This is a genomic window from Actinosynnema sp. CA-299493 (assembly GCF_050946825.1).
Taxonomy (GTDB): Bacteria; Actinomycetota; Actinomycetes; order Mycobacteriales; family Pseudonocardiaceae; genus Actinosynnema.
Genome location: NZ_CP191993.1, coordinates 2,704,565 through 2,730,913 on the forward strand (window position 1 = coordinate 2,704,565; position 26,349 = coordinate 2,730,913).

Annotated in this window: 22 protein-coding genes; 14 read left to right on the top strand and 8 right to left on the bottom strand. The window is 71.1% G+C overall.

All coding sequences use genetic code 11. The features are described from left to right. Window positions 1-13: 13 nt before the first annotated feature. The 13 genes from ACQPYE_RS12890 (at window position 14) to ACQPYE_RS12950 (ending at window position 16,152) form a co-directional block, all read left to right on the top strand. Window positions 14-1,000, top strand: coding sequence for a LacI family DNA-binding transcriptional regulator (locus ACQPYE_RS12890; RefSeq protein ID WP_498721345.1), 987 nt, complete (start codon window positions 14-16; stop codon window positions 998-1,000). 416 nt (window positions 1,001-1,416) lie between these two features. Further along, window positions 1,417-3,072, top strand: a complete 1,656-nt coding sequence (araB, locus tag ACQPYE_RS12895) for a ribulokinase (protein ID WP_498721346.1) — start codon at window positions 1,417-1,419, stop codon at window positions 3,070-3,072. A 3-nt stretch (window positions 3,073-3,075) separates the two neighbouring features. Beyond that, window positions 3,076-3,729, top strand: coding sequence for an L-ribulose-5-phosphate 4-epimerase (locus ACQPYE_RS12900; protein WP_498721347.1), 654 nt, complete (start codon window positions 3,076-3,078; stop codon window positions 3,727-3,729). Window positions 3,730-3,749: 20 nt separating this feature from the next. Further along, window positions 3,750-5,258: an L-arabinose isomerase gene (araA, locus tag ACQPYE_RS12905; RefSeq protein ID WP_498721348.1), complete on the top strand. Its 1,509-nt coding sequence runs from the start codon at window positions 3,750-3,752 to the stop codon at window positions 5,256-5,258. Window positions 5,259-5,348: 90 nt separating this feature from the next. Further along, entirely contained in the window at window positions 5,349-6,458 is a 1,110-nt protein-coding gene (gene chvE, locus ACQPYE_RS12910; RefSeq protein WP_498721349.1) for a multiple monosaccharide ABC transporter substrate-binding protein, read from the top strand. 12 nt (window positions 6,459-6,470) lie between these two features. After that, complete coding sequence (gene mmsA, locus ACQPYE_RS12915; protein ID WP_498721350.1) at window positions 6,471-7,997, top strand: multiple monosaccharide ABC transporter ATP-binding protein; 1,527 nt, start codon at window positions 6,471-6,473, stop codon at window positions 7,995-7,997. Then, complete coding sequence (mmsB, locus tag ACQPYE_RS12920) at window positions 7,994-9,214, top strand: multiple monosaccharide ABC transporter permease (RefSeq protein WP_498721351.1); 1,221 nt, start codon at window positions 7,994-7,996, stop codon at window positions 9,212-9,214. The genes mmsA and mmsB overlap by 4 nt, the downstream gene beginning before the upstream one ends. A 376-nt stretch (window positions 9,215-9,590) precedes the next feature. Continuing rightward, window positions 9,591-10,694 carry a hypothetical protein gene (locus ACQPYE_RS12925; RefSeq protein WP_498721352.1) on the top strand — a complete coding sequence of 368 codons (1,104 nt, stop codon included), beginning with the start codon at window positions 9,591-9,593 and terminating at the stop codon, window positions 10,692-10,694. A gap of 259 nt (window positions 10,695-10,953) precedes the next feature. Beyond that, window positions 10,954-12,144, top strand: coding sequence for an ROK family protein (locus ACQPYE_RS12930; RefSeq protein ID WP_498721353.1), 1,191 nt, complete (start codon window positions 10,954-10,956; stop codon window positions 12,142-12,144). 547 nt (window positions 12,145-12,691) lie between these two features. Then, entirely contained in the window at window positions 12,692-12,820 is a 129-nt protein-coding gene (locus tag ACQPYE_RS12935) for a hypothetical protein (protein ID WP_498721354.1), read from the top strand. A 310-nt stretch (window positions 12,821-13,130) separates the two neighbouring features. After that, window positions 13,131-14,372, top strand: a complete 1,242-nt coding sequence (locus tag ACQPYE_RS12940; RefSeq protein WP_498721355.1) for an ABC transporter substrate-binding protein — start codon at window positions 13,131-13,133, stop codon at window positions 14,370-14,372. Continuing rightward, entirely contained in the window at window positions 14,369-15,301 is a 933-nt protein-coding gene (locus ACQPYE_RS12945; protein ID WP_498721356.1) for a carbohydrate ABC transporter permease, read from the top strand. Before ACQPYE_RS12940 ends, ACQPYE_RS12945 begins: the two co-directional genes overlap by 4 nt. Beyond that, window positions 15,298-16,152 (top strand): carbohydrate ABC transporter permease, encoded by an 855-nt coding sequence (locus ACQPYE_RS12950; protein WP_498721357.1) that lies wholly within the window; start codon window positions 15,298-15,300, stop codon window positions 16,150-16,152. The genes ACQPYE_RS12945 and ACQPYE_RS12950 overlap by 4 nt, the downstream gene beginning before the upstream one ends. 97 nt (window positions 16,153-16,249) lie before the next feature. Here ACQPYE_RS12950 and ACQPYE_RS12955 read toward each other — a convergent pair whose 3' ends face one another. Beyond that, window positions 16,250-18,961 carry a lectin gene (locus ACQPYE_RS12955; protein ID WP_498721358.1) on the bottom strand — a complete coding sequence of 904 codons (2,712 nt, stop codon included), beginning with the start codon at window positions 18,959-18,961 and terminating at the stop codon, window positions 16,250-16,252. 243 nt (window positions 18,962-19,204) lie between these two features. Further along, window positions 19,205-20,065, bottom strand: a complete 861-nt coding sequence (locus tag ACQPYE_RS12960) for a LysR family transcriptional regulator ArgP (RefSeq protein WP_498722896.1) — start codon at window positions 20,063-20,065, stop codon at window positions 19,205-19,207. A gap of 69 nt (window positions 20,066-20,134) precedes the next feature. On the opposite strand from ACQPYE_RS12960, the gene ACQPYE_RS12965 reads away from it, so the two are divergent. Continuing rightward, a complete protein-coding gene (locus ACQPYE_RS12965; RefSeq protein ID WP_498721359.1) occupies window positions 20,135-20,728 on the top strand; it encodes a LysE/ArgO family amino acid transporter in 594 nt (197 codons plus the stop codon). Here the strand turns inward: ACQPYE_RS12965 and ACQPYE_RS12970 are convergent, their stop codons facing one another. From ACQPYE_RS12970 to ACQPYE_RS12995, 6 genes are all read right to left on the bottom strand, one after another. Then, window positions 20,729-21,346, bottom strand: a complete 618-nt coding sequence (locus tag ACQPYE_RS12970) for a nucleotidyl cyclase domain-containing protein (RefSeq protein ID WP_498721360.1) — start codon at window positions 21,344-21,346, stop codon at window positions 20,729-20,731. Beyond that, complete coding sequence (locus ACQPYE_RS12975) at window positions 21,343-21,867, bottom strand: hypothetical protein (RefSeq protein ID WP_498721361.1); 525 nt, start codon at window positions 21,865-21,867, stop codon at window positions 21,343-21,345. The genes ACQPYE_RS12970 and ACQPYE_RS12975 overlap by 4 nt, the downstream gene beginning before the upstream one ends. Next, window positions 21,864-22,178, bottom strand: a complete 315-nt coding sequence (locus ACQPYE_RS12980; protein WP_498721362.1) for a PadR family transcriptional regulator — start codon at window positions 22,176-22,178, stop codon at window positions 21,864-21,866. The genes ACQPYE_RS12975 and ACQPYE_RS12980 overlap by 4 nt, the downstream gene beginning before the upstream one ends. Window positions 22,179-22,255: 77 nt before the next feature. Next, window positions 22,256-23,329: an epoxide hydrolase family protein gene (locus ACQPYE_RS12985; RefSeq protein WP_498721363.1), complete on the bottom strand. Its 1,074-nt coding sequence runs from the start codon at window positions 23,327-23,329 to the stop codon at window positions 22,256-22,258. A 96-nt stretch (window positions 23,330-23,425) separates the two neighbouring features. Then, complete coding sequence (locus tag ACQPYE_RS12990; protein ID WP_498721364.1) at window positions 23,426-24,619, bottom strand: hypothetical protein; 1,194 nt, start codon at window positions 24,617-24,619, stop codon at window positions 23,426-23,428. After that, complete coding sequence (locus ACQPYE_RS12995; RefSeq protein ID WP_498721365.1) at window positions 24,616-26,127, bottom strand: alkaline phosphatase D family protein; 1,512 nt, start codon at window positions 26,125-26,127, stop codon at window positions 24,616-24,618. Before ACQPYE_RS12995 ends, ACQPYE_RS12990 begins: the two co-directional genes overlap by 4 nt. Window positions 26,128-26,349 lie beyond the last annotated feature (222 nt).

The window sequence follows — 26,349 nt, forward strand, 5'->3', positions numbered from 1 at the left end:
GCGCGATCCCGCGATGACGGATGTCGCCCGACTCGCCGGGGTCTCGCACCAGACGGTGTCGAGGGTGCTGAACGGGCACCCCAACGTCCGGGAGCAGACCCGGCTGCGGGTGCGCGCGGCCATCGCGGAACTGGGCTACCGGCCCAACAAAGCGGCCCGCGCGCTGGTGACCGGCCGGTCGCAGCTGATCGGGGTGGTGGCGCAGAACTCGACGCTCTACGGTCCCGCGTCGCTGCTGGCCGCGTTCGAGGCGGCGGCGGCCGAGGCGGGGTTCGCGGTGAGCGTGGGCCGGGTGGACGTGCTGGACCGCAACTCCATCTCCGACGCCGTGGAACGCCACCGCGACCAGCGGGTCGCCGGGATAGTGGTCATCGCGCCGACCGCGTCGGCCAACGACGCGGTCGGCGACGTGTCCGCCGGCATCCCGCTGGTCACGGTGGACGGCGACCCGGAGCGGTCCACGCCGCTGGTGACGGTGGACCAGGCGGCGGGCGCGTTCGCGGCGACCACCCACCTGCTGGAGGCGGGCCACCGCACGGTGTGGCACGTCTCGGGGCCGTCGGACTGGTTCGACAGCCTCGGCCGCATAAGGGGTTGGCGGTCGGCGCTGGAGACGGCGGGCCTGGAGGTGCCGCCGGTCGTGCCGGCGGACTGGAGCGCGGCCTCGGGCTACCGGGCGGGCCAGATGCTGGCCCGGATGCCGGAGGTCACCGCGATCTTCGCGGCGAACGACCACCTGGCGCTCGGCATCCTGCGCGCGATGAGCGAGCGAGGCCGCCGGGTGCCGCACGACGTGAGCATCGTGGGGTTCGACGACGTGCCGGAGGCGGCCTACTTCATCCCGCCGCTGACGACCATCAGGCCGGACTTCCACGCCGTCGCCAAGGAGACGCTGGAGCTGCTGCTGGCCCAGGTGTCCGACGGGGAGGTGGGCGCGCCGCAGCGCAACGTCCCACCGGCCCTGGTGAAGCGGGACAGCGTCGCGCCGCCCGTGCAGTGACCGGGCCGGCGGCACAGCGTCGTGCCGCCGGCTCCGCGTGACCCGACGACGCCGGTAGCGCCCCCGGCGCGTGATCCGACCGGTGACGCGGTGCGGCTCGACCGGCCGGTGACGCGGTGTAGTGCCTCTCTCACGGCCCGACTCGACCGCCGGCGCGGCCTCGCACCGCCCGCACGGCGTCCGGGCAGGCCGGATACCGTCACCTCGCCCGCGGTCGGGGTTCCCGCAACATTTTCGTCCGGTCTCCGCCCATCTGCGGGCCCGCGCACGGCCCGAACCCGCCTACGCTGAGGTGGGGGACGGCACGGGACCCGCACCTCGCTGAACACCGGGTTTTGTGCACGCTCACTAACTCTTTAACACCACGTTGCGGGCAGGTCTTGACGTCATGAATGTTAGCGATAACACTGCCCCTCATGGCGAGCGATCCATTGGTGGTGGGTGTCGACTTCGGCACGTTGTCCGGCCGCGCGGTGGTCGTGCGGGTGCGCGACGGCCTCGAACTCGGCACCGCGGTGCACGACTACCGGCACGGCGTGCTGGACCGCGCCCTGCCCGACGGGCGCCCGTTGCCCCCCGACTGGGCGTTGCAGGTGCCCCAGGACTACGTGGACGTGCTCAAGCACGCGGTGCCCGCGGCCCTGGCCGACGCCGGGGTCGACCCGGCCGACGTGATCGGCATCGGCACGGACTTCACCGCGTGCACGATGGTCCCGGTCACGTCCGACGGCACGCCGCTCAACGAGCTGCCCGAGTTCGCCGGCGACCCGCACGCGTACGTGAAGCTGTGGAAGCACCACGCGGCCCAGCCGCAGGCGGACCGGATCAACCACCTGGCCGAGCAGCGCGGCGAGGGCTGGCTGCCCCGCTACGGCGGCCTGATCTCCTCGGAGTGGGAGTTCGCCAAGGGCCTCCAGCTGCTCGAAGAGGCGCCCGAGGTCTACGCGGCGATGGACCACTGGGTCGAGGCCGCCGACTGGATCGTCTGGCAGCTCGCCGGCACCTACGTGCGCAACGCGTGCACGGCCGGCTACAAGGGCATCTACCAGGACGGCTACCCGTCCGCGGACTTCCTGTCCGCGCTCAACCCCGACTTCGCGACCTTCGTCTCCGACAAGCTGGAGCACCCGCTGGGCCAGCTCGGCGACCGGGCCGGCGGGCTCACCGAGCAGGCCGCCGCGTGGACCGGCCTCAAGCCCGGCATCGCGGTGGCCGTCGGCAACGTCGACGCGCACGTGACCGCGCCCGCCGCGCGGGCCGTCGAACCGGGCCAGATGGTCGCGATCATGGGCACCTCCACGTGCCACGTGATGAACGCCGACGTGCTGGCCGACGTGCCGGGCATGTGCGGCGTGGTGGACGGCGGGATCGTGCCCGGCCTGTGGGGCTACGAGTCCGGGCAGAGCGGCGTGGGCGACATCTTCGCCTGGTTCGTCGAGCACGGCGTGCCGGCGGAGTACCACGAGCAGGCGCGGGCGCGCGGCATCTCGGTGCACGAGCTGCTGACCGAGCTGGCCGCGCAGCAGCGCATCGGCGAGCACGGCCTGATCGCGCTGGACTGGCACAGCGGCAACCGCTCGGTGCTGGTGGACCACGAGCTGTCGGGCGTCATCGTCGGGCAGACGCTGGCCACCCGCGCCGAGGACACCTACCGGGCGCTGCTGGAGGCCACCGCCTACGGCACGCGCGTCATCGTGGACTCCTACACCGACGCGGGCATCCCGGTGACCGAACTGGTCATCGCGGGCGGCCTGCTGCGCAACCCGCTGCTGATGCAGATCTACGCCGACGTGACGAACCTGCCGCTGTCGGTGATCGGCTCCGAGCAGGGGCCCGCGCTGGGCTCGGCGATGCACGCGGCCGTCGCGGCGAAGGCCTACGACGACATCCACGCCGCCGCCAAGGCGATGGGCTCGATCAAGCGCGGCGCGTACCTGCCGATCCCGGACAACGTCGAGGCCTACGAGCGGATGTTCGTGGAGTACCAGGAGCTGCACGACTACTTCGGCCGCGGCGCGAACGAGGTCATGCACCGGCTCAAGGCGCGTCGCCGCGCCGTGAAGGGGGAGTAGTCGGTGTCCGCGATCTCCGACCTGCGGCGCACCGTCGCCGACCTGCACCGCGAGCTGACCCGCTACGAGCTGGTGATCTGGACCGCGGGCAACGTCTCGGCCCGCGTGCCCGGCCGGGACCTGATGGTCATCAAGCCCTCCGGCGTGTCCTACGACGAGCTGACCCCCGAGGCCATGGTCGTCACCGACCTGCACGGCAACCTGGTGGAAGGCGACTACTCGCCGTCGTCGGACACCGCCGCGCACGCCTACGTGTACCGGCACATGCCCGAGGTCGGCGGAGTGGTGCACACGCACTCCCCGTACGCCACGGCGTGGGCGGCGCGCGGCGAGCCGATCCCGTGCGTGCTCACGATGATCGCCGACGAGTTCGGCGGGGACGTCCCGGTCGGCCCGTTCGCGCTGATCGGCGACGACTCGATCGGCCAGGGCATCGTGGAGACGCTGCGCGGCAGCCGGTCGCCCGCCGTGCTGATGCGCAACCACGGCCCGTTCACGATCGGCAAGGACGCGCGGGCGGCGGTGAAGGCCGCGGTGATGGTGGAGGACGTGGCCCGCACCGTCCACTTCGCACACCAGCTCGGCACGCCGAAACCGATCGAGCAGCACCACATCGACAGCCTGTACGCCCGTTACCAGAACGTCTACGGGCAATGAGCCCACGAGGGGAGCCCCGCATGTCGCGTGCTGGGAAGCCGCAAGTCTGGTTCCTGACCGGGAGCCAGCACCTCTACGGCCCGGAAACGCTCGAGCAGGTGGCCCGGCAGTCGCAGCAGATCCAGCGGATGCTCACCGAGTCGGGCCGGATCGCCGCGGAGGTGGTGTGGCAGCCGGTGCTGACCGACACCGCCGCCATCCGCGACGTCATGCTCGCGGCGAACGCCGACCCGTCGTGCATCGGCGTGATCGCGTGGATGCACACGTTCTCGCCCGCGAAGATGTGGATCACCGGGCTGGACGCGCTGCGCAAGCCGCTGCTGCACCTGCACACGCAGCTCAACGAGGCGTTGCCGTGGTCGACCATCGACATGGACTTCATGAACCTCAACCAGGCCGCGCACGGCGACCGCGAGTTCGGGTTCATCCAGACCAGGCTCGGCGTGCCGCGCAAGACCGTGGCGGGCCACGCGAGCGACCCGGTGCTGGCCGACCGGATCGACGGCTGGGTGCGCGCCGCCACCGGCTACAGCCACCTCAACGGGATGAAGCTGGCCCGGTTCGGCGACAACATGCGCGGCGTCGCGGTGACCGAGGGCGACAAGGTGGAGGCCGAGCTGCGCTTCGGCGTCTCGGTGAACACCTACGGCGTGAACGACCTGGTCGAGCTGGTGGACGCGGTCGGCGAGGACGAGATCGACGTCCTGGTCGCCGAGTACGCCGAGACCTACCGGCTCGCGCCGGAGCTGGACAAGGGCGCCGACCGGCACGACTCGCTGCGCTACGCCGCCCGCATCGAGGCCGGGTTGCGCCGCTTCCTCACCGAGGGCGGCTTCGGCGCGTTCACCACGAACTTCGAGGACCTGGGCGGGCTGCGGCAGCTGCCGGGCCTGGCCGTGCAGCGGCTGATGGCCGACGGCTACGGCTTCGGCGGCGAGGGCGACTGGAAGACCTCCGCCCTGCTGGCCGCGGTGAAGGCGATGGGCACGGGCACGGGCCGCGGCACGTCGTTCATGGAGGACTACACCTACCACTTCGGGCCGGGCGAGCCGAAGATCCTCGGCGCGCACATGCTGGAGGTCTGCCCGACCATCGCGGCCGACCAGCCGTCGTGCGAGGTGCACGCGCTGGGCATCGGCGGCCGGGAGGACCCGGTGCGGCTGGTGTTCGACGCGGCACCGGGTCCCGCCGTCGTGGTGGGCCTGGCCGACCTGGGCGAGCGCTTCCGGTTGGTGGCCAACGAGGTCGAGGTCGTGCCGCCGGACGAGCCGCTGCCGAACCTGCCGGTCGCGCGCGCGGTGTGGAAGCCCGCGCCGTCGCTGTCCACGTCGGCCGAGTCGTGGCTGACCGCGGGTGGACCTCACCACACCGTGATGACGCAGGCCGTGGGCTCGGATACGCTGCGCGACTTCGCCACCATGGTGAACACCGAGCTGGTGGTCATCGACCAGGACACGACGACCGCGTCGTTCGGCGACCGCCTGCGCTGGAACCAGGCGTACTTCCGACTCGCGCAGGGTCTGCGCTAGCCGGTTGCGGACCGACCGGCCCCGAGCCGGTCGGTCCCGCGCCGGTTGACCCCGGCGCGAAGCACCACATCAAGGGAGAGAGAAGAAACAATGAGGTTTCCGCGGATCGCCGCCATCACCGCGGCCGGCCTGATGCTCGCCGCCTGCGGGTCGGCGGAGAAGTCCGTCGACCAGCAGACCGGTTCCACGGAGGGCGCGCTCGTCGGCGTCACCATGCCGACCCGGTCGTCCGAACGCTGGATCCACGACGGCGACAACATCAAGAAGGCGTTGGAGGAGAAGGGCTACAAGGTCGACCTCCAGTACGCCGAGAACGACATCCCGACGCAGGCCAACCAGATCGAGAACCAGATCACCAAGGGCGCGAAGCTGCTCATCGTGGCCTCGATCGACGGCACCGCGATCACGTCGCAGCTGCAGCAGGCGCAGGACGCCAACATCCCGGTCATCGCCTACGACCGGCTGCTGCGCAACACCGACAGCGTCGACTACTACGCCACCTTCGACAACTTCAAGGTCGGCGTGCAGCAGGCGACCTCGCTGCTGACCGGGCTGAAGGTGCTCAACGCCGACGGCACCCCGGGCACCGCGACCGGCCCGCTGAACGTGGAGCTGTTCGCCGGCTCGCCGGACGACAACAACGCCACATTCTTCTTCAACGGCGCGATGTCGGTGCTGAAGCCGCACATCGACAAGGGCACGCTGGTGGTCAAGAGCGGCCAGACCGACTTCAAGACGGTCGCCATCCTGCGCTGGGACCCGGCCACGGCCCAGAAGCGGATGGAGGACCTGCTGACCTCCTCCTACGGCGGCGCGCAGGTGAACGGCGTGCTGTCCCCGTACGACGGCCTGTCCATCGGCATCCTGTCCGCGCTCAAGAGCAGCGGCTACGGCACCGGCGGCAACCCGTACCCGATCGTCACCGGCCAGGACGCCGAGGTCGCCTCGGTGAAGTCGATCATCGCCGGCGAGCAGTACTCGACCATCTACAAGGACACCCGCGAGCTCGCGGCGACCACCGTGAAGATGGCCGACGCCGTGCTCAAGGGCGGCAAGCCCGAGGTCAACAACGAGAAGGACTACGACAACGGCAAGAAGGTCGTGCCGTCGTACCTGCTCGAGTCCGTGATCGTGGACAAGGGCAACTACCAGAAGGTGCTCGTCGACAGCGGCTACTACACCGCGGATCAGCTGAAGTAGGGTTTGCACACCATGTCCGACGAAATCCTGGTGATGCGCGGCATCACCAAGCGGTTCGCCGGGGTCACCGCGCTGCACGACGTCACGCTCGGCGTGCGGCGCGGTGAGATCCACGCGATCTGCGGTGAGAACGGCGCGGGCAAGTCCACGCTGATGAAGGTGCTCTCCGGCGTGCACCCGCACGGCTCGTACGAGGGCGAGATCGTCTTCGAGGGCCAACCCTGCTCGTTCGGCGGCGTCCGCGACAGCGAGCGGCGCGGCATCGTGATCATCCACCAGGAACTGGCGCTGTGCGGTCAGCTCTCCGTCGCGGAGAACCTGTTCCTCGGCAACGAGCGGGCCAAGCGCGGGTTCATCGACTGGAACCGCACCAACCACGCGGCGGGCGCCCTGCTCGCCCGCGTGGGCCTGCGGGAGAACCCGACGACGCCCGTGCACGACCTCGGCGTCGGCAAGCAGCAACTGGTCGAGATCGCCAAGGCCCTGGCCAAGGACGTGAAGCTGCTGATCCTGGACGAGCCGACCGCGGCGTTGAACGACGACGACTCCGCGCACCTGCTCGACCTGCTCGACGGGCTGCGCGACGAGGGCATCACCTCGGTGATCATCTCGCACAAGCTCAACGAGGTGACCAGGATCGCCGACAGCATCACGATCCTGCGCGACGGCCGCACCATCGAGACGCTGCCCGCGAAGGACGTGAGCGAGGACCGGATCATCTCCGGCATGGTCGGCCGCGACCTGGAGAACCGCTTCCCGCCGCGCACGCCCGAGATCGGCGAAGAGGTGCTGCGCATCGAGGACTGGACCGTGCGCAGCCCGTCCCAGCCGGACCGGGTCGTGGTCGACAACGCCACGTTGTCGTTGCGGCGCGGTGAGATCGTGGGACTCGCCGGCCTGATGGGCGCGGGCCGCACGGAGCTCGCGATGAGCGTGTTCGGGCGGTCCTACGGCGTCGGCGTGTCCGGCCGGGTGGTCAAGGACGGCCGCGAGATCGACACGCGCACCGTCCGCAAGGCCATCGACCACGGCCTCGCCTACGTCAGCGAGGACCGCAAGCGCTACGGGCTCAACCTCATCCAGGACATCAAGCTCAACGTGTCCGCGGCCGGGTTGCACAAGCTGGCGCCGCGCGGCTGGGTGAACGAGAACGAGGAGCACTCGGTCGCCGAGCGGTACCGGCGTTCGATGAACATCAAGGCGCCCGGCGTGGGCACCACGACGTCGTCGCTGTCGGGCGGCAACCAGCAGAAGGTCGTGCTGGCGAAGTGGATGTTCACCGACCCGGACGTGCTCATCCTCGACGAGCCCACCCGCGGCATCGACGTCGGCGCGAAGTATGAGATCTACTCGATCATCAACGACCTGGCCGACCAGGGCCGCGCGGTGCTGGTCATCTCCTCCGAGCTGCCGGAGCTGCTCGGCCTGTGCGACCGGGTCTACACCCTGTCCGAGGGCCGCGTCACCGGCGAGTTCGACCGCGCGGAAGCCACCCAGGAACGCTTGATGCACCACATGACCCAGGGACAGACCTCATGACCACCAAGACCGCGGCCACGCCGGTCTCGAAGCAGTCCGGGCCGCAGCGCAGGTTCACGATCAACCTGCGCCAGTCCGGCATCTACATCGCGTTCGCGCTGATCGTGGTGCTCTTCACGGTGCTGACGGACGGCGCTCTGCTGACACCGCAGAACATCTCCAACATCATCGTGCAGAACTCGTACGTGCTGATCCTGGCCATCGGCATGATCCTGGTGATCATCGGCGGCCACATCGACCTGTCCGTGGGCTCGGTGGTCGCGCTGACCGGCGCGATCTGCGCGGTGCTGACCGTGCAGATGGGCCTGCCGTGGCCGCTGGCGGTGCTGATCACGCTGCTCGCGGGCGCGGTGATCGGCGCGGCGCAGGGCTACTGGGTGGCGTTCTTCGGCATCCCCGCGTTCATCGTGACGCTGGGCGGCATGCTCGTGTTCCGCGCGCTCACCCTGACCGTGCTGGGCAACCAGGGCATCGGCCCGTTCCCGGACCAGATCCGCACCCTGGCCAACGGCTTCACCGAGGGCTACCTCGGCAACGTCGGGCTCGGCCCGCTGGGCGGCGCGGACCTGGTCAGCCTGCTGGTCGGCGTCGCGGTGGTGGTCGGGTTCGCGTTCAACCAGTGGCGCAACCGCAAGGCCCGGCTGAGCTACGGGCAGGTCGTCGACCCGTTCCCGGTCTTCGTGGCGAAGATCGCGCTGGCGGCGGCCGTGGTGCTGGCCGTGGTCGTGCAGCTGGCCCGGTTCCGCAACCTGCCGTGGGTGCTGGTGCTGCTCGCGGTGCTGGCGCTGGGCTACTCGGTGATGGCGAACAAGTCGGTCTTCGGCCGGCACATCTACGCCATCGGCGGCAACCTCCAGGCCGCGACGCTGTCCGGCGTGAAGGTCAAGCAGGTCACGTTCTGGGTGTTCGTGAACATGGGCGTGCTGTCCGCGCTGGCGGGCGTGATCTTCGCCGGTCGGCTCAACCAGGCCGGCCCGACCGCGGGCAACGCGTTCGAGCTGGACGCGATCGCGGCGGCGTTCATCGGCGGCGCGGCGGTGCAGGGCGGCGTGGGCCGGGTGGTCGGCGCGATCACCGGCGGCCTGATCATGGGCGTGATCAACAACGGCATGTCGTTGATCGGCGCGCCCAGCGAACGGGTGATGCTGGTCAAGGGCCTGGTGCTGCTGGCCGCCGTCGCCTACGACGTGTGGACCAAGCGCCGCGGTCGCGGCTGACCGCTCCACCGCGCTCGCCCTCGGCCCCACCCCGGCTCCTGCGGGGTGGGGCCGAGGCGTCCGCGCTCCGACCCGAGCCGGACCCTGCTGAGGGCACCCGGACGCGGGTGCCCGGCACTGCGGCCCTCGCACCGGGCACGGCGGAGCTCGCGTCGTTCTTCCGGCAGGGCCTTGACGGGCATTCCGTTGTCCGATTCACTACCGGATAGTCCTGGGAACGCTCCCAGTCCGGAAGCCCGGTGGTGGCCCGCCACGTCCCTCGGCGGGCCACCACCACTCCCACCTCCCCGTGCCGTCCACCGCCAAGATCTCCGCCGCCACCGCAGGAAAGCGCTTACCAACCTCAGGAGATCGTCCTATGAAAGCACTACTCGCCGTGTCAGCGTTGACAGCGGCGCTGCTCCAGGTCGCCGCGCCGGAGGCGCAGGCCGCCTGCGGTGACGGGTCGTACCAGGCCGAGGTCACCGGGTCCGGCAGCAGCTTCACCGCCCGCCGGGGCAGCAGCACGGTCTACACCGGCAGCAGCCTGCGCGCCGCGCTGCAGGCGGCCAACGACAGCCTCACCGCGAACCGCACCTCGAAGGAGCGGATCGTCGTCCGGGCGTCCGGCTCCATCCCCGCGGGCGAGCGGTACTCGATGCGCAGCTACACCACGATCGACCTGTGCGGCACCATCGACGTCACCGGTTCCGGTTCGGGCGACTACGCCCCGGTCTACGCGCGCGGCGTCCGGGACATCGAGGTCCAGAACCTCACCCTCACCGGCAGCCCGGTGTACGGCATCTTCATGCGCAACGTCACCAACGTGGTGATCGGCACCGTGACCATGCGCCTGTCCCGGGGCTTGGGCGTGCGCATCGACAACCGCGGCGACACCAGCCAGTGGAGCCGCAACATCCGCCTCGACTACGCCTACGTGCAGGGCGCCAGCTCGCACGCCGTGGAGACCTACGGGGTGGACGGGCTGACCATCGGCACGGTGGTGGCGCGCGGCGTCGGCGAGTCGGGCCTGCTGCTCAACCAGACGATCAACGCCACGGTGGGCACGGTCGACGCCGAGAACGCGGGCGCCGGCACCGGCTACGCCGCGTTCCGCACCGCCAACCGCAACGGCCGGGTCGGCAGCAGCTACCCGGTCAACGTCCGGGTGGGCACGGTGAAGGCCCGGGGCGGCGGTCGTGGCATCTTCTGCGTGTCGGAGAGCGGCGGCCTGCAGATCGACCGGATCGACATCGCCAACACCGGCAACAACGCGATCCTGATCGAGAACTGCTACAACGTGAACATCGCCGCCCAGGGCGGCAGCGTCAGCGGCGGTGGCGAGATCCGACTGGCGGCGCGCAGCGAGTTCCCGGTGACGCGGGACATCACCATCCAGAACCTGACCGTCACCAACTCGGCCATCACCGAGAACCCCTGCGGGACCAACACCACGTTCCGCAACAACACGCTGGTCAACAGCAGGCAGTCCATCTGCTAGCACCTCGGCCGCGACCCGGGCCACCGGCTCCCCGGTGACCCGGGTCGCGGGCTCTCGGGTGACCCGGGCGGAGTTCCGGGCCGCGGCCGGCGGCGTCCCGGTCTGCGGCGTCCCGGTCTGCGGGCTTGCCGATCTGCGGGCTGCCGGTCTGCGGGTTGCCGGTCTGCGGGTTGCCGGTGGCCCGGGCCGGTCCCCGATCGTGGGCGGCTCGCGATCCGGGTCGTCATCCGGCCGGGACGGGTCCGGGTATGTTCGGCCGGTGACTTCGGGAACCGACCCTCGCACCGCCCCCTCCTGGCCTGACCTGCCCGAAGTCGCCCGGGACGTGCTGCTGGAGGTCCTCATCCACGGCGCGATGCCGCGGGCCGAGCTCGCGACCCGCCTGCACCTGTCCCGGCCCACCCTCACCCGGGTGACCCGCACGCTCGTGGTGAGCGGACTGCTCGTCGAGGGCGAGACGCAACTGCGCTCGTCCACCGGCAGGCCCTCGGAGATGCTCCACGTGCGCGGCGACTCCCACCACTTCCTCGGCGTGAAGCTCACCGCCGACCGGCTGTTCGCGGCCGTGACCGACCTGACGGCGACCGTGACCGCGACCACCGACCAGCCGCTGCGCTCGACCGACCCGGCGGACGTGGTCGCCCAGATCGCCGAGGTCGCGGCGGGCTTCCCGGGCCTGACGGCCATCGGCGTGACGCTGGGCGGCATCGTGGCCGACGGGGTGGTGGTCGAGGCGGAGTTCCTGCGGTGGGTGGACGTGCCGCTGCGGGACGCGCTGGTCGAGGCGACCGCCGTGCCGGTCGCGGTGGACAACGACGTGCAGGCGCTGACGTCGGCCGAGCACTGGTTCGGCGCGGGCGCGGGGCTGGACTCGATGGTCCTGCTCACGGTCGGCGCGGGCGTCGGCTGCGGTGTGGTCGTCGACGGCAGGCTGGTCCGGGGCGCGCACGGCCTCACGCCCAGGATCGCCCACATCCTGGTCGACCCGAGCGGGCCGCGGTGCGGGTACGGCCACCGCGGCTGCGCGTCGAGCTACCTCATGACGCACGTGATGCTGCGGCGGCTGGACGGCGACCCGACCTACGGGGAAGCGGTCGGGCGGGCGGTGGCGGGCGATCCGGTCGCCAAGCGCGTCTTCGACGACGCGGGCTACGCGCTGGGCGTCCTGATCGGCACGATCGCGAACTTCCTGGACCCGCGGAAGGTCCTGCTGACGGGTGACGGGCTCCCGCTCTACGAGGTGTCGCGGCACCGCGTGGCGGACGGGATCGCGGCGAGCTACGAGGCCGACCCGGCGCTGATCGACCTGGACGTCCAGCCCTTCGACTTCAGCGAGTGGGCCCGCTCGGGCGCCGCCCTGGCCATCCGCGCCACCCTGACCCGAACCCTCGCACCGCGCGTGTCCTACGTCCAGGACGCGCGTGTCCTACGTTCCCGTACCCCGAGTTGAACGCTCAGGTCGTCCACCGTGACTGGGAACGGTCCCAGATGTGACGATCGGCCGCGCCCGCCGGGCGTGGCCGGCGGTGGCCCGGTCCTCCTCGGACGGTCGGCGGTTGCGCGATCGTGGAGCGGAGAAGTTGCGGTCCGGTCACGCAGCCTTCCCACTCCTTGACACAGTGCTGTGGCCCGCGACACAGTACCGCCGATTTTGAGCGGTCGAACGGGTGGCAAAGTGTTCAGGCGGGTGCGCTGCGTAACCATCACGACACGAGCACGAAACGCTTGCGAACGGCACCGACCAGCGCGAACGGCACCAACCAGCTCGAACCGGGAGGGGGAGCAGGCCATGGCGCGTCCCGGCGACCCGGTGACGATCCGCCAGGCGGCTCGGCACGCCGACGCCTCCCGCCAGACCGCGTCCACGGTGCTCGGCGCGTCCTCGTTACCGGACCGGTCCCCGTGCCCGTGCGACCCGGGCCGCAGTCGCACCGCGTTCGCCGGAGGGCCCGCCGCGACCGCGCAGGACCTCCGACTGCCACGTGGCCGGAAAGCCGGTGGCACACCCCTCGACCTGCCCCTCGGACCAGCTCGGGCGCGCGGAGGCCGCCGCCGCCGAAGCGGGCGGCACGGCGATGCGAGACCTGCTGGACTCCGAAGTCCCACCGGACGTGATGATCGCGTGAGCGACCCGCTTGCGGTAGGTGTGCACCGTGAAGTGCGCCGCCAAGGGCTCCGGCCGGGAACGGACGTGGCGGTGACGCGTGTCGACGCCTCACCGCGCGCCTCCGATGTGGACGGTGGTCCCACCTCACGACAACCAGCGCTGGACGCGGAACCAACCAGCGCGAACAGCGATCGGGGCGGCTCGACGCCCGGCGAGGTCATCGGCCGCGGCAGTGCCCCGATCCGCTCGACAGGGCAAGACCTGAACGAATGGGAGTCTCGGTAATGGGTGTTCGGACAACGGCGGCGCGGGCAACCGCGACGCTGGGTGTGGCAGTCCTCCTCGCGTCGTGCGGCAGCGGAGGGGACCAAGGCGGCGGGCAGCCCAGCGGTGCGCTCGAAGGCCGGGGCGAGGTCACCTTCGCCACCGGCAAGGACACCTCCGGCAACATGCAGAAGCTCGTCGACGAGTGGAACGCCTCGCACGCGAACGAGCAGGTCCGGATCATCGAGCTGCCCGAGTCCGCGGACGCCCAGCGCCAGCAGATGGTGCAGAACGCGCAGGTCAAGTCCGACGCTTACACGATCCTCAACCTCGACGTGGTGTGGACGGCCGAGTTCGCGGCCAACCGCTGGGTCGTCGAGCTGCCCGCCGCGGAGTTCGAGCTGGGCAAGTTCCTCCAGCCCGCGGTGAAGACCGCGCAGTACCGCGACAAGCTCTACGCCGCGCCGGTGTACTCCGACGGCGGCCTGCTGTACTACCGCAAGGACCTGCTCGACGCGGCGGGCCAGAAGCCGCCGAAGACGTGGGCCGAGCTCACCATCGCCTGCGAGGCGGTCAAGGCGGCGCAGCCCGCGATCGGCTGCTACGCCGGTCAGTTCGAGAAGTACGAGGGCCTGACGGTCAACTTCGACGAGGCCGTGCACTCCGCGGGCGGCGACGTGGTCGACGCCGACGGCAAGGCCGTGGTCGACTCGCCCGAGGCGAAGGCCGGACTGGACGCCCTGGTCACCGGGTTCCAGCAGGGCGTCATCCCGGAGAAGGCCATCACCTACAAGGAAGAGGAGGGCCGCCGCGCGTTCCAGGCGGGCGAGCTCCTGTTCCACCGCCAGTGGCCCTACCAGTGGGCGCTGGCCGGCAAGACCGACGGCTCCTCGCAGGTCGCGGGCAAGTTCGACGTCGCGCCCCTGCCCGGCCTCAACGGCGCCGGCAGCTCCACCCTGGGCGGCCACAACTTCGCCATCTCCGCGTTCGGCAAGAACAAGGCGACCGCGCTGGACTTCATCAAGTTCTTCACCAGCGAGACCTCGCAGCGCTCCAACCTGCTGGCCACCTCGCAGGCGCCGACCCTGGCGAGCCTGTACGAGGACGCCGAGCTGATCAAGCAGTTCCCGTACCTGCCGACGCTGAAGGAGTCGATCCTGTCGGCGAAGCCGCGCCCGCAGGCCGTCCGCTACGGCGACGTCACCCAGGCGATCCAGGAGTCCGCCTACGCCGCGTTGACCGGTGCGAAGACCAGCGACGTGGCGCTGAAGGAGCTGCAGACCAAGTTGCAGGAGCTGCTTAAGTGACGGCGGTCGCTCGCCGCGCCCGGGGTGCGACCTCGGGCGCGGGGCGACTCGCCTTGGCGCTGCTGTCACCCACGTTCGTCGTGCTCGGCCTGGTGGTCGGGTACCCGCTGGTGGCGGCGCTGCGCGAGTCGGTGTTCCAAGAGGGGACCGACCTCGACGAGAACGGCTTCATCGTCGAGGGCGCGCGGTTCGTCGGTGTCGACAACTACACCGCGATCTTCGTCGGCGAGTCCGCCGCGCGGTTCTGGAACGCGTTCGGCAACACCACGGTGTTCACCGTCATCACGGTCTCGCTGGAGGTGCTGCTCGGCGTCGGCATGGCGCTGGTGATGCACCACGCGATCCGCTGGCGCGGCATCGTGCGGGCCAGCATCCTCGTGCCCTGGGCCGTGCCCACCGCGGTCTCGGCCCTGCTGTGGCGCTGGATCTTCCAGGCCGACGGCGTGGCGAACGCGATGATCGGTCAGCAGGTCCTGTGGACCACCGAGGGCTGGCAGGCGAAGTTCGCGGTCATCCTGGCGGACGTGTGGAAGACCGCGCCGTTCGTCGGCCTGCTGGTGCTCGCCGGGCTCCAGATCATCCCGAACGACGTCTACGAGGCGGCACGCGTCGACGGCGCGTCACCGTGGCGGCAGTTCTGGGGGATCACGCTCCCGCTGGTGAAGCCCGCGCTCCTGGTGGCCGTGCTGTTCCGGGTGCTGGACGCGCTGCGCATGTTCGACCTGCCGTTCGTGCTCATCGGCAGCCGCAAGGAGTCGGTGGAGACGCTGTCCATGGTGGCCTTCGACGAGGCGTCGAGCCTCCGGTTCGGACCCGCCGCCGCGTACGCGACGATATTGTTCGCCTACGTGGCCGTCACGGCGCTGGTGTTCGTGCGGTTGCTCGGCGCGGACGTCATCGGCGCCGCTCGGGAGAGGTCGCGAAAATGAGCGCCACGACCCAGACCAGCGGCAACGCCGCGCTGTGGAAGCGAGTGCTGACGTTCGCCGGGCTCGGGCTGATCCTGGTCTACTGCCTGGCGCCGTTCTACTGGATGGCGGTGTCGGCGTTCCGCCGCCCGTCCGACCAGTTCGAGCTGACGGCGCTGCCCGCGCCGTTCTCGCTGGACAACCTGACCGCGGTGTTCGCGCCCGCCGTCGGGTTCGGCCGCTCGCTGCTCAACAGCCTGGTCGTCGCGGGGGTCACCACGATCCTCACGCTGGTCATCGGCGTGTCGGCGGCGTACGCGCTGGCCCGGCTGCGCTTCCGGTTCAAGAACGCGGTCGCGGCGCTGATCATCGCCACCTCGATGTTCCCCGGCATCTCCTTGCTGGTGCCGCTGCTGGCGCTGTTCACCGACATCGGCTGGATCAACACCTACCAGTCGATGATCGTGCCGAGCCTGTCGTTCGCGCTGCCGCTGGCGGTGTGGAACCTGACCGCGTTCTTCCGGCAGATGCCGGAGGAGCTCGAACAGGCGGCCATGATCGACGGCTGCACGCGTGGCCAGGCGTTCCGCAAGGTCATCCTGCCGCTGGCCGCGCCCGGCATCTTCACCACCGCGATCATCACGTTCATCGCGGCGTGGAACGAGTTCATCATCGCTTTGTCGATGGTCAACGACAGCTCCATGCAAACTGCTACCGTCGCGATCTCCCGGTTCACCGGGGCGTACGGTTTCGACCAGCCGTTCGGCACGCAGATGGCCGCCGGCGTGATCGTGACCGTGCCGCTGGTCGTGGTGGTGCTGCTGTTCCAGCGGAGGATCATCGCAGGCTTGACCGCAGGTGGCGTCAAGTAGCCGCCTCGCGGTGTCAACGGCCGGTCGCCACGTGTTGGGAGAGCCGTGGCGACCGGCCAATCAACGTCCGGACCGATCCCTCCTCAGGAGGGATCGGTCACGGCAGGCGCCACTGCTGGGCGCCGGTCCCGTTGCAGCCGTGGATCTGCAACTGGGTGCCGTTCGCGGTGGTGCTGTTCGGCACGTCCAGGCACTTCCCGGACGGGGAGTTCACCAGCGTCGACCCCTTGGGCCACCACTGCTGCGCGGCGGTCCCGTTGCACGTCCACAGCTGAACCTTGGCGCCGTCGACCCGGGCGCTGCCGCTGACGTCCAGGCACCGCCCGAGCGCGCGCACCGTGCCGTCCGACGCCAGCGTCCACTGCTGCGCGGCGGAGGAGTTGCAGTCCCACAGCCGCACGGGCGCGCCGTCGGTCGGGCCCGCCGGCTCGCCGTCCGCGCACTTGCCGGCCAGGCCGACCACCGCGCCGGACCGCGCGGGAACCGGACCCACGTCGAACGACGGCGGCGCGTCGGCCGGCGCGCTGCCCCAGGTCGAGGCCGTCGCACCCAGGCCGAAGTCCAGCGTGCCGCCCGACGCGACGAACGACGCGGGCAGCCACGGCTTGGTGGACGCCGCGCCGTTCACCCGCAGCGACTGGACGTACTTCACGCTGTCCGACGCGTTCGGAGCCGTGATGGTGATGGTGGCGCCGTTGCCGCGCTTGACGGTCGTGGTCGGGAACTGCGGGCTCGCCAGCACCAGCTCGGCCCGTCCGGGCGCCTGCGGGTACAGGCCCAACGCCGCCCACACCGCCCAGGACGACATCTCGCCCAGGTCGTCGTTGCCCACCAGGCCCTCGGGCGTCGGCGGGAAGATCGACGTCAACGCGCGCCGCACCACGTCCTGCGTCTTGTGCGGCGCGCCCGCGTACGCGTAGGCCCAGGGGGTGTTGAGCGTCGGCTCGTTCCCCAGGTACGCGTACGGCTTCTTCGGCCCCGCGTTCAGCTCGGTGAAGAACGTGTCCAGCCGGGACGTGACCGCGGCGTTGCCGCCCATCGCGTCGAACAGGCCGCGGTGGTTGTACGGCACCATCCACGTGTACTGCGCGGCGTTGCCCTCGACGTACTCGTTCTCCTGCGTCGGGCTGAACCCCGGCCAGGTCAGGTCGGTGTTGCGCGGTTGCAGGTACTTGCTGCCCGAGTTGAACAGGCTGCGCCAGTTCTGCGCGCGCCGGAGGAACGTCTCGGCGGTGCCCGTGTCGTTCAGCCGGGCCGCGAACTGGGAGATGGCGAAGTCCGCGCTGGTGTACTCCAACGTGGTCGCGGCCGAGCCCCACACGTCGCCCAGGCCCGTCGGCACGTAGCCGTAGTCGTTGAGCTGCAACCACCCCGGGCGCTGGCGGATGTCGTTCACCCCCGCCACCATGCGGCGCAACGCGTCCGCCGTGTCGAAGTCCGTCCCGCCGAACGCGTGCGCGGTCGACACGATGATCGCCATCGGGTCGCCGTTCATCACGCCCGTGCCGCCGTTGGCGACCGTCCAGCGGTCGAAGTACCCGCCCTGGGCGGCCTGGTTCACCGCGGACCGCGCGATGTCGGCGGCCTCCGCCGGCCCCAGCAACGCGACCAGCGCGATCTGGGACCGGTAGACGTCCCAGCCGGAGAAGTTCGCGTACTGGGTCCTCGTGGTCGTGTGCGTCACGCGGTCGAAGCCCGTGTACTGCCCGTTGACGTCGCTGAACACGTTGGGGTGCAACAGGGAGTGGTACAGCGAGGTGTAGAGCGTGCGGAGCTGGGTCGACGTGCCGCCGGTGACGTCGATCCGGCCGAGCCACCCGTTCCACGCGGCGCGGGCGGCGGTCCGGACCTCGTCGAACGACCGCGTGCCCGTCTCGGCGGACAGGTTGGCCTTGGCGTTGTCCAGGCTCACGAACGAGATGCCGACCCGCGCGGTGACCGTCGTCGCGTTGAACGACACGAACGCCGACGCGGCGAACGGTCGCACGTCCTGGGTGGTGGCGGACGGCGCGGGCGCGTGCTGCGTCCCGGCGGTCTTGGGCGAGACCGGGGCGCTGCCCGTGCTGCTGCCCTCGACCACGCGGCCGTCCGGCGTCACCTGGCCGTTCGCGATGGTGGCGGTGGTGGCGAACGGCTGGTCGAAGGTGACGTGGAAGTGCAGCCGGTACCGGTTGCCCGTGCCGCAGAACCCGCCGCTGTCGGTGTAGCCGGACAGGCTGTCGGTCCCGACGGTGATGGAGCCGCTCGCCGCGTTGAACGCGCGGGCGGCGTCGACGGTGAGCGAGGCCCGCTGCCCGGCCGGGTAGGTGAAGCGGGCCACGCCCGACCGCTGGTTGGCGGTCAGCTCGGTGCGGATGCCGTTGCCGAAGCGGACCGAGTAGTAGCCGGGTGACGACTGCTCGTCGGCGTGGGCGAACGTCGAGTAGGCCGCGGGCGTCGTGCCGAGGGACGGCATGAACGGCACGGTGCCGAAGTCGCTGCACCCCGGGCCCGACAGGTGGGTGAGGCTGAAGCCGCGGATGCGGTTGTCGTCGTAGTGGTAGCCGCCGTGCTGGTGGGTCACCGTGTCGGGGCTCCACTGGAGCATCCCGAACGGCGCGACGGCGCCGGGGAAGGTGTTGCCCGCGCCGCCGCCGTGCCCGAAGTCGGGACCGCCCGGCTTGGTGCCGACGAACGGGTTGACGTGCTGCGCGGGATCGGTGATGGCCTGCTGCGCGGGATCGGCCAAGGCGTGCGCCGTGCCGGTGTGGACCGGGACGGCGCACGCGACGAGGGTGAGTGCGGCGACAGCCGCGGAGCGGAGACGCATTCGAACCTCCGGCAGGGGTAGGAGGCCTGACAACGTTGTCAGGCTTGATTCTCCCACTACAGGTCCAGACCAGGAACCCACTGCGCGGGGGAACGCCGCTGGGCCGGTGGTGTCCACCGGACAGGCCCGATCAAATATGAAACTCTTTATAACTTCAGTGTGTTCTGAAATCGATCACCCTGCCGATGTGGGCGAGTGGGCCTCCGGGACCAAGAGCGCGGGGCCGCCCGAACCGTCCGCCGGTCAGTGCAGTTCCGCCGCCGCCGCGCGGAAGACGGCGTCGGCGACGCGGGCCAGCGGCGGTGAGTCGAGCTTCCACTGCTGCCAGTGCAGCAGCACGTCCACCGGCTTGTCGGGGGCCAGGCGCACGAGGCCGCGGTGCGCGGCGATCTGGTGCTCGGTCAGCAGCGCCCACCCCGCGCCCGCGACCACGGCGTCCTCGAACACGTGGCCGTCGGGCAGGTGGTGCCGGTGCGCGGAGGCGTCGTGCCCGGAGAGCTCGCGGCAGAACCGGTCCTGCAGGTCGTCCTTCTCGTCGAACACGATCACCGGCGCGTCGTGCAGCGGCTGCCCGTCGGCGAGCCGGCGCCGGACGAACCGCTCGGTCGCCACGGCGTGGTAGCGGATGCTCCCGAGTGGACGGACGACGCAGCCCTGCACCGGCTGGGGCGAGGACGTGACCGCGCCCACGACGAGGCCTTGGCGCAGCAGTTCGGCGGTGTGGTCCTGGTCGTCGCGCCGCACGGTGAGCACCAGGTCCTCGTCGGCGGCCAGTTCCCGCACCACGCGGCGGAACCAGGTGGCGAGCGAGTCGGCGTTGACCGCGACCGGGATCGGCGTCGGGTCCTCGACGAGGCCGAGCGCGTCGCGCGCGTCGCGGTCCAGCAACGCCTGCTGCCGGCCGTACCGGGCGATCACCGCCCCGGAGTCGGTCAGCCGGGCCGGCTTGGAGCGCACCAGCAGCACCCGGCCGGTGCGCTGCTCCAGCAGCTTGATCCGCTGGCTCACGGCCGACGGCGTGACGTGCAGCGCCTTGGCGGCGGCGTCGAAGGTGCCCTCGTCCACGACGGCCAGCAGCGTCCGCACGCACTCCGGATCCAGCATCACGAACGCTGATGATACGTAAGAAAAGATAGCTGGCCTTACCGGATGCCGCTTCCTAACGTCGTCGGGGTGACGTACGCGCTGCTCGCCGGTCTCGGCACCGGACTGTCCCTCATCGTCGTGATCGGCGCCCAGAACGCCTTGGTGCTGCGCCAGGGCGTGCTGCGGCAGCAGGTGCCCGCCATCGTGGCCATCTGCGCGGGCTCCGACGCGCTGCTCATCGCGCTCGGCGTGGGCGGTGTCGGCGCGGTGTTCACCTCGTGGCCCGAGGGGCTGGCGGCCGTGCGGTGGATCGGCGCCGCGTTCCTGGTGGGCTACGGCGTGCTGGCGGCACGCCGGGTGCTGCGGCCGTCGGCGTTGGAACTGGACGGCACGGCGAAGGCGGGTGCGGCGGCGATCGTCACCTGCCTGGCGCTGACCTGGCTCAACCCGCACGTGTACCTGGACACCGTGCTGCTGCTGGGCACGGCGTCCACCGGGTTCGGCGGCGACCGGTGGTGGTTCGCGGCCGGCGCGATCACGGGCAGCGTGCTGTGGTTCGGCGCGCTCGGTTTCGGCGCGCGCTGGTTGTCCGGCGCGTTCACCCGCCCGGTCGCGTGGCGGGTCCTGGACGCGGCGGTCGCCGTCGTGGTCACGGCCACCGGCATCGCCCTCGTCGTCTGACTAGAACCGGGTGGTGACCCAGGCCCTCTCCCGGACCTCCTTCACCGCGACCTGGACCGGTCGGTACGAGGCCGGGTCGACCCGGCGGTAGCCGTGGCGCACCACGCCCTGGTGGATCACCTCCGACACCACGAGCACCGCCTGGTCCACCAGCCGTTCCCGCACCGGCGCGCTGTCGACCAGCCGGCAGGTCGTGGTGAGGTCGGTCCCGACCCAGCCGTGCGGGTCGCGGTGCACCTCGCCCGCGTGCAGACCGACCCGGACCCGGATGCGCAGCTCCGGCGCGACCGCCTGGTTGTGCTGCCGCAGGGTCGCCACGAACCGGGGGATGACCGGGTCGAGCAGGTCCAGTTTGGACACACCCGCCGGCACGAGCACCATCATCCCGTCGCCGCGGTCCTGCACGGCCAGGTCGGACCACCTGACGCCGGCGGCGCGGAACCCGGCGCGCACCGCCTGGGTGAGCGCGTGGCGCGCCTCGATCTGCGCGGGGTCGTGCCACCGCCCGAAGCTCGCGATGTCCACCACGAGGATGGACCGGTGCTCGGGACCGGGCGCCTGCCGCGCGGGCCGCAGCCGCCGCAACGCCCACGTCACCACGTCCGGCGCGATGCTCATGGCCGTGCCGACTTCGTCGCCCGCGCGTCGAGCAGCGCGCGCCGCAACACCAACGACCGGCTGACCAGCCCCACCGCGTGGGCGACCCTCTTGTGGCGGGGCAGGTCGGCGAGCTCGGCGCGGAACTCCTCGCCGTACCGGGCCTGGTGGTGCACCGGCAGCACCGCGATGGCCACCGCGATCACCCTGCTCGCGGAACCGGACTCGACGTCGGTCCGCTCGATCTCCTCCAGCTCGGCCCGGATCATCCGCGCGCCGGCCGACAGCGGCCCGAAGCTGACGGTGGCCCGGAAGTTGACCTCCACCTCCACCGCCGACTCCAGCGCCCGCACCCGTTCGTAGACCTCGAACAGCCGCAGGTCGTCGACCACCCGGCCCCGCTCGATCGCCCGGCGCAGCTCCACCGCCAGGTCGTGCGCGAGCTTCCGGTCCAGGATGCGGTCGAGCTTGCCGTCCAGCGCGGTCTCCAGCTCACGCGCGAGCGCGCTGATGTGCGCGAGCCGCCGGCGCCGCCTGGTCACGTCCCACCTGCCGCGTGCGGTCGTAGCAGGCCCAGCCGGGAGACCGGGGTCCTGGTCCGCGCCAGGGCGGCCCGGACGTGGGCGATGCTGTCGGGTTCGAGGAGGTAGTACCGGCGCCGCGGCCGGCCGCGTTCTCTCGGGTCGACGTCCTCCCACCGGCTGGTGACCCACCCGCACTGCTCCAGGCGGGCCAGGATGGGGTGGACCGTGCCGCTCGGCAGCCCGGCGACCTGGCAGATCTCCAGCCCGTACCGCGCCACCGCGGGATCTTCCAACAGGACGCCCAGCACCAGCTGTGCGGGAAGCGTCATCCGGGGCCCTCGCCGTGAACTGACCATGGTCTAACTCTACCTAGGGGGTGCGGCGAAGTAAGTCCCCCGTTCGGGGGTCACGCCCGGCCGGCGAAGAACTCCCTGATGTCCCCGACCAGCAACTCGGGCACCTCCATGGCCGCGAAGTGCCCGCCGCGCGCGAACTCGCTCCAGTGCTCGACCCGGTACGCCCGCTCCGCCAGTGGCCGCACCGACAGCACGATGTCGTGCGCGAACACGGCCACGCCCAACGGCGCCGGGCACGCGTTGGACACGATCCCCGTCTCCTTCGCCAAGCGGGCCGACGACCCCGCCGTCCCGGTGAGCCAGTACAGCGCCACGTTCGTCAGCACCCGGTCGACGTCGATCCGCGAGTCCGGGTCGGTCCACTCGGCGAACTTCTCCGCGATCCACGCCAGCAGCCCGACCGGCGAGTCCGCCAACGCGTAGGAGACGGTCTGCGGGCGCGTCGCGTGCACCACCTGGTAGCCGGGCCGATCGCGCATCACCCCCTTGATCCGGTCCAGCCGCCGACCGTCCTCCTCGGACAGCTCGACCCCGTCGACCGGTGGTGTGGGCAGGTAGTTCACGTGCACCGCCACCACGTTCCCGGGCGCGGCCGCGGCCATCGCCCGCGCGATCCCGGAGCCCCAGTCACCGCCCTGCGCGCCGTAGCGCCGGTACCCCAGCCGGCTCATCACCTCGACGAACGCCCGCGCCACCCGGTGGACGTCCCACCCGCGCGAGGTCGTCGGCCCGGACAGCCCGAAACCGGGGATCGACGGGATGACCAGGTGGAAGTCCCGCGACAGCGGCTCGATCACGTCCGTGAACTCCAGCACCGAGCCCGGCCAGCCGTGCACCAGCACCAGCGGCAACGCGTCCGCCTTCGCCGAGCGGACGTGCACGAAGTGCACCCGCTGTCCGTCGACCTCGGTGGTGAACTGCGGCAACGCGTTCAGCTCCGCCTCGTGCCGCCGCCAGTCGTACCCGGTGAGCCAGCGGTCCGCCAGCGCGCGGACCTCGCTCAGCGGGAACCCGTAGTCGAACCCGGCTCCCGGCAGCTCCTCGGGCCACCGCGTCCGCGCCAGCCGGTCGGTCAGGTCGTCCAGCTCGGTCTGCGGCACGTCGAGGGTGAACGGCTCGATCATGGGACACTCCGTTGGTCTCACCAATGTTGGTGAGACCAACGGTAGCTGATGTCGTTGGCGCTGCCAACCATCAATTCCGGCCGACCGGTCCCGCGGTCACCAGGTGCTGTTGACCAGCCCGGTGCCCAGGTAGACCTGGTCGAAGCCGTTGCCGTCGTTGTCGTCGGTGTAGGCGATGGTGATCTGGCCCCAGGCGTCCACGCCGACCGCGGGCTCGTCCTGCCTGCCCGTCGCCGTCGACACCGTGGGCTGCCGGGGCAGCCGGCCCGTGACCGTGCCATCGGCGTTGAGGCCCTGGGTCACCACGTCCTGCGCCTCGACCGACGACACCACGACGTTCAACTGGTCGTCGATGCCGATCTGCGGGTCCGTTCCCGGCAGCACCGCGTCCGCGGCCGTCCGCGCGGCGCCGCCGGCGGCGAACGAGCGCACGCCCACCTGCGCCGTGCCGGTGTGGTCGGTCTCCCAGGCCACGGTGTGGTCGCCGTTGAAGTTCGCCGCCACGACGGGCCGGCGCTGCTGGCCGTCACCGCTCGCGTTGGCGGCGCCCTGCGCGAGCTTCACCCCACCCGACGGGGTCAGGATCTTGCGGCCGACGTTGTAGAAGCCGTTGCCGTCGCCGTCCTCGTCCCACACCACGATCGCGTTGCCCGCCGCGCCCATGGCCACGTCCGGCCGCTGGTGGGTGCCGCCCGCGGTGTGCACCTGCGCCTCGTAGGTCTTCGACGTCACGGACGCGAAACCGGCGATGCGCACGGTCGGCTCGGCGGAGGTCTGCTCGTCCTTCCACACCACGGCGAAACCGGCGCCGTCGGGATCGGCGGCCACGGCGGGGTTCAGCTGCTGCCCGTCGGCACTGGCGTTGGCCCGTGCCGACCCGGTGACGGTGCCGCTGGTGTTCAGCTCCCGCACCTGGATGTTGAAGAACCCGTTGCCCTCTCCGTCGTCGGCCCACACGACGACCGCGGTGCCGTTGTCGTGCACCGCGACGTCCGGTTGGACGTGCCGCCAGTCGCCCGTGCCGCTCGTGGACAGCTTCTTCTCGTACCGGGACACGCCGTCCTTGAACAGGCGGATCCACACGTCGCTGTGCACGGGGTCGGTGGGCGTGACGTCGTCGCGGTCGTCCTCCCACACCACGGCGGTCCAGCCGTTGCGCACCGCGGCCACGGCGGCGTTGTCCTGGTCGCCCGTGGCGGTGCTGTTCGCGGCGGCCCACGTGACCGCCGCCGACGCCGTTCCGGCGCCCACCAGCATGAGCGCCACGACCATGGTCATCAGCTTCTTCACGGCGCCTGCAATCCGGGGTTGCCCGCCTGGACGACGTAGCTCTGCAAGGTCCGGACCGGGTAGTCGCGCGTGGTGACCCGGTCCAGGAAGCGGAAGTCGACGTTCATCCGGGTCGGAGTGGTGACGGTGCGGACGTACCCGCGCAGGTTCTTGTAGAACTTCACGTGCGGGTTGAGGCTGGACAGGCCGGTGTCGGCGGCGTTGCCGTCACCGCTGGAGGTCACCGACGTGGTGACCAGTTCGGTGCCGACGATCCGGTCCTGCGCGGCGTAGTCGTTCATCAGGTCGGCGGCCCACGACCGGTGCACGTCACCGGTCAGCACGACGGTGTTGCGCAGGCCCGCCGCGTCCCACCCGCGCTGCAACCGGCCGCGGTTGGCGCTGTAGCCGTCCCACGAGTCCATGGACTTCGCGCCGGCGGCCGAGGCCAGCTTCTGCGCGAAGAACACCTGCTGGCCCAGGAAGTCCCAGGTGCCGAGCTTCTGCCGCATGCCGTCCAGCAGCCACGCCTCCTGCGTGCCGCCGAGCAGCGTGCGTGCCGGGTCGTCGGCCTCCGCGCACACCTGCGTGCCGTCGCCGCACGCCTGGTCGTCGCGGTACTGGCGGGTGTCGAGCAGGTGGAACGTGGCCAGGCTGCCCCAGCGGACCCGGCGGTACAGCTGCATGTTCTCCGCGACCGGCGCCTGCGCGGCGCGCAGCGGCATGTGCTCGTAGTACGCCTTGTACGCCGCCGCGCGCCGCGCCTTGAAGTCGCCGGCGGGGGAGGTGTTGGCGCGCACCAGGCCCGCGTAGTTGTTCTCGACCTCGTGGTCGTCCCAGACGACCAGCCACGGTGCGGCGGCGTGCGCGGCCTGGAGGTCGACGTCCGTCTTGTACTGCGCGTGCCGGACCCGGTAGTCGGCCAGGCCCGCGATCTCCGCGGCGGGCGCGAACTTGCGCACCTTCGTGGTGGTCGCCGCGCCCTCGTAGATGTAGTCGCCCAGGTGCAGGACGAGGTCCGGGTTCTCCTCGGCCATCCGCCGGTACGCGGTGAAGTAGCCCTCCTCGTAGTGCGCGCAGGAGGCGAACAGCATGGTCAGCGACGGGCTCGTGCCGACCGCGGGCGCGGTGACGCCGCGGCCGACGGGGGAGATGTGCCCGGCGGCGCGGAACCGGTAGAAGTACTCCCGGCCGGGTTGCAGGCCGGTCACCTCGACGTGCACGCTGTGCGCCCACGACTGCGTCGCGGTCGCCGTGCCGCTGCGGGCGACCTGGGTGAACCGCTGGTCGGTCGCGACCTGCCACTCCACCGCGACCGAGGCGCTGCCCATGCCGCCGAGGCCGTCGGCGTCGAGCGGGCTGGGCGCGAGCCGCGTCCAGATGACGAAGCCGTCCGCGACGGGCTCACCGGAGGCGACGCCCAGCGTGAACGGGTAGGAGATGGCGTTCGCGGTGGTGGGGGCGAGGACCGTCACGCCGGCGCTCGCGATGCCGCCGGCGATGAGCGTTCGTCGGGTCAGTGGGGACACAGCTCTCCTTCGGTGCAGGGCCGGGAAGAACGCGTTCCGGTACTGCGTACACGCCGAAGGTGATCAGTGGCCATCCCCGACGTGTACGTCCGGTGGAGCGGCCGAAGCCCCGTGGTGAGCGGTGCTCCGCCGCCGGCGGACGACAGTGCAGGTGAATGGCTGTCCAACTAGCCGATGTATCGGTTACCGAAAAACCTGGCAGATGACGCCGGGCCTGGTCGA

What these genes read in the sequence shown, in the direction of transcription:
- ACQPYE_RS12955 (WP_498721358.1), bottom strand. Translation starts at nt 18,961, where the DNA reads ATGCGTCTCCGCTCCGCGGCTGTCGCCGCACTCACCCTCGTCGCGTGC.
- ACQPYE_RS12890 (WP_498721345.1), top strand. Translation starts at nt 14, where the DNA reads ATGACGGATGTCGCCCGACTCGCCGGGGTCTCGCACCAGACGGTGTCG.
- ACQPYE_RS12960 (WP_498722896.1), bottom strand. Translation starts at nt 20,065, where the DNA reads ATGCTGGATCCGGAGTGCGTGCGGACGCTGCTGGCCGTCGTGGACGAG.
- araA (WP_498721348.1), top strand. Translation starts at nt 3,750, where the DNA reads ATGTCGCGTGCTGGGAAGCCGCAAGTCTGGTTCCTGACCGGGAGCCAG.
- ACQPYE_RS12950 (WP_498721357.1), top strand. Translation starts at nt 15,298, where the DNA reads ATGAGCGCCACGACCCAGACCAGCGGCAACGCCGCGCTGTGGAAGCGA.
- ACQPYE_RS12970 (WP_498721360.1), bottom strand. Translation starts at nt 21,346, where the DNA reads ATGAGCATCGCGCCGGACGTGGTGACGTGGGCGTTGCGGCGGCTGCGG.
- araB (WP_498721346.1), top strand. Translation starts at nt 1,417, where the DNA reads ATGGCGAGCGATCCATTGGTGGTGGGTGTCGACTTCGGCACGTTGTCC.
- mmsA (WP_498721350.1), top strand. Translation starts at nt 6,471, where the DNA reads ATGTCCGACGAAATCCTGGTGATGCGCGGCATCACCAAGCGGTTCGCC.
- mmsB (WP_498721351.1), top strand. Translation starts at nt 7,994, where the DNA reads ATGACCACCAAGACCGCGGCCACGCCGGTCTCGAAGCAGTCCGGGCCG.
- ACQPYE_RS12980 (WP_498721362.1), bottom strand. Translation starts at nt 22,178, where the DNA reads ATGACGCTTCCCGCACAGCTGGTGCTGGGCGTCCTGTTGGAAGATCCC.
- chvE (WP_498721349.1), top strand. Translation starts at nt 5,349, where the DNA reads ATGAGGTTTCCGCGGATCGCCGCCATCACCGCGGCCGGCCTGATGCTC.
- ACQPYE_RS12985 (WP_498721363.1), bottom strand. Translation starts at nt 23,329, where the DNA reads ATGATCGAGCCGTTCACCCTCGACGTGCCGCAGACCGAGCTGGACGAC.